This window comes from Vibrio sp. 03_296, from assembly GCF_002265885.1.
In genome coordinates, this window is the sequence record NZ_NPKW01000802.1 from 1 (window position 1) to 865 (window position 865).

The 865-nt window shown below is 44.0% G+C and carries 1 protein-coding gene; it reads left to right on the plus strand.

Annotated features, from left to right (window positions below; translation table 11 throughout):
• Positions 1–600: 600 nt before the first annotated feature.
• Positions 601–837, plus strand: a complete 237-nt coding sequence (locus CIK04_RS27990) for a hypothetical protein (protein WP_325205929.1) — start codon at positions 601–603, stop codon at positions 835–837.
• Positions 838–865: the final 28 nt, after the last annotated feature.

Here is an 865-nt window from a genome sequence, read left to right on the forward strand (position 1 = left end):
TTCTTGTTCGATACGCATTGTGTAATTCCTTGATTCATAACTTGTATGTGTCATCGCAGAGTGCGTAGTAACCAAGTTGGCAGACGAGGTTACYGTTCTTCGGACACAAAAAAACCGGAGCGTTGGCAGACGCTCCGGTTTTCAGCATTATAGGTCGCGATTTTTTTTCGACAAGTCTTGATTTTTAATTTTTTTGTGCTACCATCGCAGAGATTCCATACCCACTCCCCTCGATTTYCCCCTTAGTTTCTTTTTTATCTTTTAATTCATGCCGTTAGTAAAGAAATCGTTCGCAAACGCTTGCGCAATGCTTTGGCTATTTGCTCACCCATGTCCGTTTTTTTCTCAAGATGTGACCTAAACAAGGTGGTCGCTGCCGATCAACCTTCTCACTTTTTTGTTAACCCGCCTAAACTTTTACTATGAAAAGCGGACTGTTTTTTGCTTAGTAAGGTATTAAGGAATAAACAAGGAACACGTTTGCCGCTCGGCAAATGAACAACAAAGGCAGTGTCGATAATGAAAAACTCTCTTTAATCAACTCTTGTCATTCGTGACTACGCTTCCTGCTGCGGCATACGCAAAGGGGAAATGGGCTCCATGTACACCAACGTGGGGGCAACGATGGTAAGCAACGGCAACGAGGAAGAACTCGCTTACTTTTTCCAAGTCGGCTACAACCACCGCATTACTGATTTTCTTTCCGCTGACGTGAGTTATAAAAAGGTAGAGACGGTAAACAACAGTGTGGCGGCCAACTCGAAAGATTTTGTACAAACTTATAACGCGTACGGCGTGGGCTTAAGGGTCGATCAACATCTTGGCGCGCTCAAGTAGTCTACGGAAAGCTGGGCAAGTTACATTG

Bases quoted from the DNA above. Each gene is read 5' to 3' on its own strand.
- CIK04_RS27990 (WP_325205929.1), top strand. From the start codon at position 601: ATGTACACCAACGTGGGGGCAACGATGGTAAGCAACGGCAACGAGGAA.